This window comes from Vagococcus sp., from assembly GCF_052102835.1.
Taxonomy (GTDB): Bacteria; Bacillota; Bacilli; order Lactobacillales; family Vagococcaceae; genus Vagococcus.
The window spans coordinates 1-7946 of record NZ_JBQEIL010000007.1; the positions used below are offsets into that span (position 1 = coordinate 1).

Below are 7946 nucleotides of genomic sequence, written 5' to 3' on the forward strand. Positions count from 1 at the left end.
AAAACACCTACACATTTGGTTCGTCTTACTTTGTTCAGTTTTCAAAGGTCTATTTTTTGTCGCGTTAGCAACTTTTATATAATAACATCTTATAAAGTGCTTGTCAACATTTTTTTATTTTTATTTTTATTTTTTTGTCACTCGACGTTTTTTTAAGAACTTGAAGCGACTAGAAAATAATATCATGTATTCTTTTTTCTGTCAACAGTTTTTTTAATCAATTAGAAACGATTAAATTAAAAAACAGCAACGTGATTACTATACTACTTTTTTAAAAAATTGTAAACATCCTTTTTAATATTTCTCTATTTATTCTTAGTTTGTTACAATAATGGTAGTTACGTTAATTTATAGAAATGAAAGTTGAGGGATTCTCTTATGAAGCTACTTATTGTGGATGATGATAAAGAAATTGTAGAATTACTTAGTATCTATGCAAAAAATGAAGGTTATGAGGTCATTAAAGCATATGATGGGAAAGAGGCTTTAAGTAAGATTGTAACCACAAAAGATATCGATTTAATTATTTTAGACATTATGATGCCTAAAATGGACGGAATGGAGCTTGTTAAACACCTTAGAAAAGAATCACAAATTCCAATTATTATGTTAACAGCAAAAATAACCGACATGGATAAAATTCAAGGTTTGATTGCTGGTGCTGACGATTATGTTACAAAACCATTTAATCCACTCGAAATTATGGCTCGAGTGAAGTCATTACTTCGTCGTTCTCAGATGCAAGTTCAAACTCAAGAACCAGATGTTTTAGAAATTGGGCCTTTAATAATTAGAAAAGATTCGCATGAGGTAACTACTGATACTGGAAATAACATTCAGCTTACAGCCTTAGAATTTGGCATTCTTTACTTATTAGCGAGTCACCCAAACCGTGTTTTTAGTTCTGATGAAATATTTGAACGCGTATGGCAACAAGAAAGTGTGGTTTCTGCTAAAACGGTGATGGTCCATGTTAGTCACTTACGCGATAAAATCGAAGAAGCAACCAATGGCGAGAAAGTAATCCAAACCGTCTGGGGGGTGGGCTATAAAATTGAAGGATGAACAAAAAAAAGGGACTCGAATTCATTTAACTTCTAAAGAGAAAAGTGAACTTTTGATTGAAGGCATTGCTACGGTTATCTTATTGATTCTATTAAATCTTGCTGTTTATATGATTATCATTCAGATTATTGAAACAAATCGATCGGTAGACGATATGATTTTTAATATCAAAGCCTCTATCTATAATACCTTTTATAGTAATCATCCCCTATCTTTAAAAATGCCAGTCTTAATTTTAATGTTAGTCATTGATATTATTGTCCTTTACTGGCGCTTGATTCGACGCTATAAACAAATGCAACAACGACACATCATCAGTGAACTTCACTATATTTCTAGTGGGCATTATGATCACCGCATCCCTTTTGAAATGGGCGGTGACTTAGGCCGACTTATTGAAAGTATTAATGCCTTAGTTGATAGTACCGTAATGGCGATTGAAGAAGAACGGCGTATTGAACAATCCAAAGATGAGCTCATTACGAATGTTAGTCATGATATTCGTACACCTCTAACTTCTATTATTGGATATCTTGGTTTGATTGAGGAAAGACGTTATCGGACTCAGGAGGAGCTACTTCAATATACTCATACTGCTTTTCAAAAATCAAAACAAATGAAAGTTTTGGTTGATAATCTTTTTGAGTACACCACAGTGAGACAATCTGATACGCCTTTAAATTTGATGACGTTTGATATGCAAGAGCTTTTAGAGCAATTAGTTGTTGACTATGAACTACAAGCTTCTGAAAAAAATGTAACCATTGATTTAGATCCACTAACACAACACCCTCTTATCAAAGGGGATCCAGAAAAATTAGTTCGTGTTTTTGATAATTTGCTTTCTAACGCATTAAAATACGGCATTAATGGTAAGAAGATTATCATTACTATTAAAAAGATAAAAGAAGAATTGATTATCACCATTAAAAATGATGGACCTGAGATACCTAAACAAGCTCTAAAACATTTATTTGATCGTTTTTATCGTGTAGAAGGCTCACGATCTCAGCAAACAGGGGGAACTGGTTTAGGCTTAGCTATTGCTCATAGTATCATTTCTCTTCATAATGGTTCAATCTATGCTACTTCTGAAAATGGGTGGACCTCTTTTATTATTCACCTCCCTCTAACTTCAGAAAAAAACAATTAAATAATAGACATCTCTTCTTAAATCACCTTTTTATAGAAGATATGTCTATTTTTTATACCAAAAACTCAAATAAAGGTTATTATTTGAGTTTTTCAATCTACACATGTAAACTTAAGCTATTATTATAAATAATTAATCATTAGGAGGAAAATTTTATGGAACATCAACATCACGCTTCACACAATGACACCCCGCACGACGAACACGAAAATCATCAAGGACATGAGGGACATCACGACCATGCTGAGCTTTTCAAAAGAAAATTTTTCATTTCTTTAGTTTTAGGAATTCCTATTCTTATTCTTTCGCCACTAATGGGACTCTCCTTACCTTTTCAGTTCACTTTTCCTGGATCTGGCTGGGTCGTTCTTATTCTGGCAACGTTCCTTTATTTTTATGGTGGGGCTCCTTTTATTTCGGGAGCAAAAGATGAGCTAAAACAAAAAAAACCAGCAATGATGACTTTAATTACACTTGGTATCTCGGTTGCCTATCTCTACAGTCTTTACGCTTTTTTTGGTAACTTATTAGACCCAAGCCTAAATTTGATGGATTTTTTCTGGGAATTAGCTAGCCTGATTTTAATCATGTTACTAGGGCATTGGATTGAAATGAAAGCCGTTGGTAATGCAGGTGATGCTTTAAAAAAAATGGCTGAATTATTACCTAACAAAGCTTTACTTAAACTGAGCGATGGCACAACGAAAAGCGTACCTTTAACCGAGGTAAAAATAAATGATTTAGTTATCGTACATGCAGGTGAAAACATCCCTGTCGATGGGGTTGTGGTTGAAGGACAAACCACAGTTGACGAGGCCCTTATTACTGGTGAAGCTAAAGCCATTGAGAAAAAAAAGGGCGACGATGTTATCGGTGGATCGAGTAACGGAAATGGGTCAATTGTTGTAAAAGTGAAAGCTACGGGTGAAAGTGGCTACCTATCTCAAGTCATGAACTTAGTTAATCAAGCTCAACAAGAAAAATCACATGCCGAAGCACTCTCAGATAAAGTCGCAAGTGCTCTGTTTTATGTTGCTATTATCGTAGGTCTACTGACCTTTATTATTTGGTACGCACTTACGAATGACTTGAATACTTCTTTAGAACGTTTAGTCACTGTTCTTGTTATTGCTTGTCCACATGCTCTTGGTTTAGCTATCCCTCTTGTGGTTGCGCGAACAACTTCAATAGGAGCTCAAAATGGACTTTTAATAAAAAACCGTCTAGCTTTAGAATCAGTTCCTAAAGTTAATACGATTATGATGGATAAAACGGGAACCTTAACAGAAGGTGTTTTCTCTGTTAATCATATCGTTACTTATCGTGAAGATTATTCAGAGGACGATATTTTAATTTTATTTGCTAGCTTAGAAACTTTTTCAAGCCACCCACTAGCAACTGGTATTTTAAAAGAGAGCCGTCTGAGAAATTTAAATTTAAAAGAAATTAATGATGTGTCAACTGTCGCTGGTGTCGGACTCGTTGGAACTTTAAACGGACACTCTTTAAAAATTGTTAATGCTAAATATCTAACTGAGCATCAAATTCCTTTTAATGAAGAAGAGTTTAAAGATGTTTCGAACTTAGGTAATTCTGTTAGTTACTTATTAATTGACGATAATGTAGCAGGGATGATTGGGCAGGGAGATAAAATAAAAACTGAATCTAAAAAACTAATCGACGAAATCAAAGCTCATGGAATTATACCTGTTATGTTGACTGGAGATAATAAACATGTTGCTCAAATTGTTGCTAAGCAACTAGGGATTGACCACGTCTATAGTGAATTACGTCCTGAGGATAAAGATCGAATTATCCAAGAGAATAAAGAAAAGAAACAACGGGTGATGATGATCGGCGACGGGATTAACGACGCTCCAAGTTTAGTTCGAGCAGATGTAGGGGTTGCTGTTGGCGCCGGAACAGATGTTGCCATTGATTCTGCTGATATTATTCTTGTCAAAAGCAATCCTGAAGATATCTTACACTTACTTTCTTTAGCAACAAATACCAACCGAAAAATGAAGCAAAATCTTTGGTGGGGAGCTGGCTATAACATCTTTGCAATTCCTCTAGCCGCTGGCGTCTTAGCTCCGATTGGGTTTATTCTAAGCCCTGCTGTCGGTGCCGTCCTTATGTCTGCAAGTACGGTGATTGTTGCGATTAACGCGATGTCGTTAAAACTAAAATAACCTAATCATTAAAAGCTAAATGACATTGATCAATGTCATTTAGCTTTTTTTAGTTAAAAAAGTAAAGAGTGTCTTAAAATAAAGGTGATTTTTCCATTTTTTTCGTGACGAATTGAAGCGTTCGTATTATACTTAGTCTCATGTTTATCAAGCCCTCATGAAAGGAGTTTTTAGATGAGCAGTTCACGGACTGATTATGAAAAAATCTATAAAAAACTAAAACGACAACGCTACTTTTCCTTACTTATGGGGTTTCTTTTCGGAATCATTTTGATAGGTAACCTTTTTTATTGGTATCCTTTTTTTGAAGATAAATTCTCGTTACCCAACATTCCACAAGTAACTTTACGGACCGAAGAAACCAAAACAACGACTTCATCTTCTGAGTTTAATTCTGAAGAAAATAGCACTGAGAATACAGAATTCGTTTCTGATAACGTTCAATTTTCACCGAGATTAAATTTTGATGATTATCAAACCATTTCAACAATTTATCAACCGCTCTCAGAAAAATTAGATACTATCATTGAGCAGCACCAGATTTCTGGAACGTTCTTAACCATTAAGAACAATCAAATGGTCTTATTTAAATCTTACGGAGATGCTGCAAAACAAGAGAGTAATCCTTTTGAAAGTTCCTATATGATTGCTTCTCTTCAAAAATCATTAACCGCGACTCTCTTATTACAATTAGTTGAAGAAAAAAAAATAAAGCTTGATGACAAATTAAATCAATTTTTACCAGAAATTCCAAATAGTGAAAATATTACTCTTAATCAAATGTTGGCGATGACCTCCGGGTTATATTTAACCGACAAAAAACCAAAAAACACACAAAGCTATCAAGAATTATTGAATTTTGTTCACACCCATACAGAGTATAGAGCTTTAAATAAATGGGCTTATGCAGACGTTAACTATGTTCTCTTAGCAGAAATTATTGAAAAAATTTCTAATCAAACCTACGATGATTTACTTTATAAAAAAATAATTGAGCCATTAAATCTTGATCATTCTTTTCTTTTTGATCGACAAAAAGAACAACAAATCTTAATTTCTTCATACAAGCACAAGAACCCCTTGCAAAATGAAGTTAAAATCGGTCGCTCTGCTTTTATAAATGAATTTGCTGTCGGTAACTGGGCTTTTTCTGCTAGTGATTATTTGATTTATATTCAGGCTCTCTTGGATGGTAAACTAATGAATCAAGAATCTTTAAATCTTTTATGGAGTTACCCACCAGCTAATTATGACTATACTTATAAGTCTGGTTTTTATCATTCGCAAGAGAATAGAATGCGAGGGCACGGTCTATTTAATGGCTATGAACCAACGATTTGGCTCAGTCCTTCTGCTGATACCGCTGTTTTATTCTTTTCAAATACTTACCAAGATGATAAACTTAACATGGAATTAACGAAGCAAATTTTCGATATAACAACTCAAGAACCTTTGGGAGGATATTAATAATGAAAGGATGATTTTTTTGAATACTCTTTTTAAAGAAATCGAAATTTTAGCACAATTAGAACCCAAATCCCTGACTGAAATGGCCTTGAAATTAAGCGAAGAAACAGGAGAAGTTGCCCAAGCTATCTTAAGTCTTACTAATGCAAGTGGTTCTAACTATAAAGAATTATCTACTCAAGATGTCCAAGAAGAATGCATCGATGTCATCCTTGTGGCGACAGCACTTTTTTATAAAACAAAACCGACAACACAGACCGAACTTATCGAATTGCTCCAAGAAAAAAGTCGAAAGTGGAAAAAACACATGGATCTTAAATCCTGATTTGACATTTTCAAAAAAATCGTTATACTTGTAATAAATCTAAAGAGATTAATTCTAGAAAGACTAGTACTTATTATTTATGTTTCAGAAAGTTGATGGTTGTTGCGAATCAATACATAAAAATTTGGAATCCACTTTCTCAATTTAAAGAATATAACGAACATGGTGACATTTAAGTTATATCGGTTTTTAACTACCGTTATCAGTTATTTTGAGATACACACGATGAGTGTGTAAAAATGGGTGGCACCGCGAAAAACGATATACTCTCGCCCCAGTAACTTTATTTAAGTTACTGGGGCGAGTTTTTTTATTTTCAAAATTAAAAGGAGGAATAAAAATGTTAGATATTAAATATTTACGTCAACATACCGAAGAAGCAAAACAAAAATTATTAACTCGTGGAGTGAAAGAAGAGGTTTTAGCCGAATTCATTCAATTAGATGCTGAACGCCGTGATCATCTTGTACAAGTAGAAACACTTAAAAAATTAAGAAATACTGTTTCTCAAGAAATCGCTCAATTAAAACGTAATAAAGAGAATGCTGACGACAAAATTAAAGAAATGCAAGAAGTTGGCGAGAACATTAAAGTTTTAGACGACAAAATTAATGCGATTGATGAAAGACTACAATATATTTCTTTCACATTACCTAACCTACCTCACGCCGATGTACCTGTTGGGGAAGATGAAGACGAAAATATAGAAGTTCGTCGTTGGGAAACACCAAGAAACTTTGAGTTTGAACCAAAACCCCACTGGGAAGTTGCTGAAAATTTAGGTATTCTAGATTTTGAACGGGGAGCTAAAGTAACCGGTAGTCGTTTTGTTTTCTACAAAGGTTTAGGCGCTCGCTTAGAACGTGCTATTTATAACTTTATGTTGGATACTCATGTAACTGAACATGGTTACACTGAAATGATTCCCCCTTATATGGTCAATGATCAATCAATGTTTGGTACCGGTCAATTCCCGAAATTTAAAGAAGATGTTTTCCAAATTAAAGAAGAAAACTACACCCTCATCCCAACGGCAGAAGTCCCATTGACTAACTATTACCGTGATGAAATTTTAACAGAAGATATGTTACCCGTTTATTTCACTGCTTTAAGCCCTTCTTTCCGCTCAGAGGCAGGTAGTGCTGGCCGTGACACTCGTGGTTTAATTCGTTTACATCAATTCCACAAAGTTGAAATGGTTAAATTAAGTCATCCTAATACTTCTTATGACGAATTGGAAAAAATGACAAATAATGGCGAAGCTATTCTTCAGAAATTAAACTTGCCTTATCGTGTCATTACATTATGTACTGGTGATATGGGCTTCTCAGCTGCTAAAACATATGACATTGAAGTTTGGATCCCTGCTCAAGATACATACCGTGAAATTAGCTCTTGCTCAAACTGTGAAGACTTCCAAGCAAGACGTGCTAAAATCAGATTCCGTGATGCAGAAGGTAAGGTAAATTATATCCATACTCTAAATGGCTCTGGTTTAGCTGTAGGTCGAACAGTGGCAGCTATTTTAGAAAACTATCAAAATGAAGATGGTAGTGTAACCATTCCTGAGGCACTCGTTCCTTATATGGGTGGTATTACTGAAATTACTAAATAACAAAAAAAGTCGTCGATTTTAAAGGATATACGTTTAAAAAGACGAAATTTTATTAAATAATATTAAATTTTATATTTTTGGGCGTGTTTTGTTATTTTTTAATAATTTGTTTTTGTTTTGCGTTGAGCC

General features: G+C 34.2%; 6 protein-coding genes and 1 other annotated feature. All 6 genes read left to right on the forward strand.

From position 1 onward, the window contains the following. The first annotated feature begins 378 nt into the window (after positions 1-378). The 6 genes from ACTJFD_RS08010 to serS all read left to right on the forward strand — a co-directional run bounded on the left by ACTJFD_RS08010 (position 379) and on the right by serS (position 7817). A complete protein-coding gene (locus ACTJFD_RS08010; protein WP_442260820.1) occupies positions 379-1065 on the forward strand; it encodes a response regulator transcription factor in 687 nt (228 codons plus the stop codon). Continuing rightward, positions 1055-2218: a sensor histidine kinase gene (locus ACTJFD_RS08015; RefSeq protein WP_442260821.1), complete on the forward strand. Its 1164-nt coding sequence runs from the start codon at positions 1055-1057 to the stop codon at positions 2216-2218. The genes ACTJFD_RS08010 and ACTJFD_RS08015 overlap by 11 nt, the downstream gene beginning before the upstream one ends. Positions 2219-2373: 155 nt before the next feature. Beyond that, positions 2374-4410: a heavy metal translocating P-type ATPase gene (locus ACTJFD_RS08020; RefSeq protein WP_442260822.1), complete on the forward strand. Its 2037-nt coding sequence runs from the start codon at positions 2374-2376 to the stop codon at positions 4408-4410. A gap of 174 nt (positions 4411-4584) precedes the next feature. Then, on the forward strand, positions 4585-5877 hold the full coding sequence (locus ACTJFD_RS08025; protein ID WP_442260823.1) for a serine hydrolase domain-containing protein: 1293 nt from the start codon (positions 4585-4587) through the stop codon (positions 5875-5877). A gap of 19 nt (positions 5878-5896) precedes the next feature. Then, positions 5897-6202, forward strand: coding sequence for a MazG-like family protein (locus tag ACTJFD_RS08030; RefSeq protein WP_442260824.1), 306 nt, complete (start codon positions 5897-5899; stop codon positions 6200-6202). Between the two features lie 50 nt (positions 6203-6252). Continuing rightward, positions 6253-6482 (forward strand) — a binding site (T-box leader). A 60-nt stretch (positions 6483-6542) separates the two neighbouring features. Continuing rightward, entirely contained in the window at positions 6543-7817 is a 1275-nt protein-coding gene (gene serS / locus ACTJFD_RS08035; protein ID WP_442260825.1) for a serine--tRNA ligase, read from the forward strand. Positions 7818-7946: the final 129 nt, after the last annotated feature.

Bases quoted from the DNA above. Each gene is read 5' to 3' on its own strand.
- ACTJFD_RS08020 (WP_442260822.1), top strand. From the start codon at position 2,374: ATGGAACATCAACATCACGCTTCACACAATGACACCCCGCACGACGAA.
- ACTJFD_RS08010 (WP_442260820.1), top strand. From the start codon at position 379: ATGAAGCTACTTATTGTGGATGATGATAAAGAAATTGTAGAATTACTT.
- ACTJFD_RS08025 (WP_442260823.1), top strand. From the start codon at position 4,585: ATGAGCAGTTCACGGACTGATTATGAAAAAATCTATAAAAAACTAAAA.
- serS (WP_442260825.1), top strand. From the start codon at position 6,543: ATGTTAGATATTAAATATTTACGTCAACATACCGAAGAAGCAAAACAA.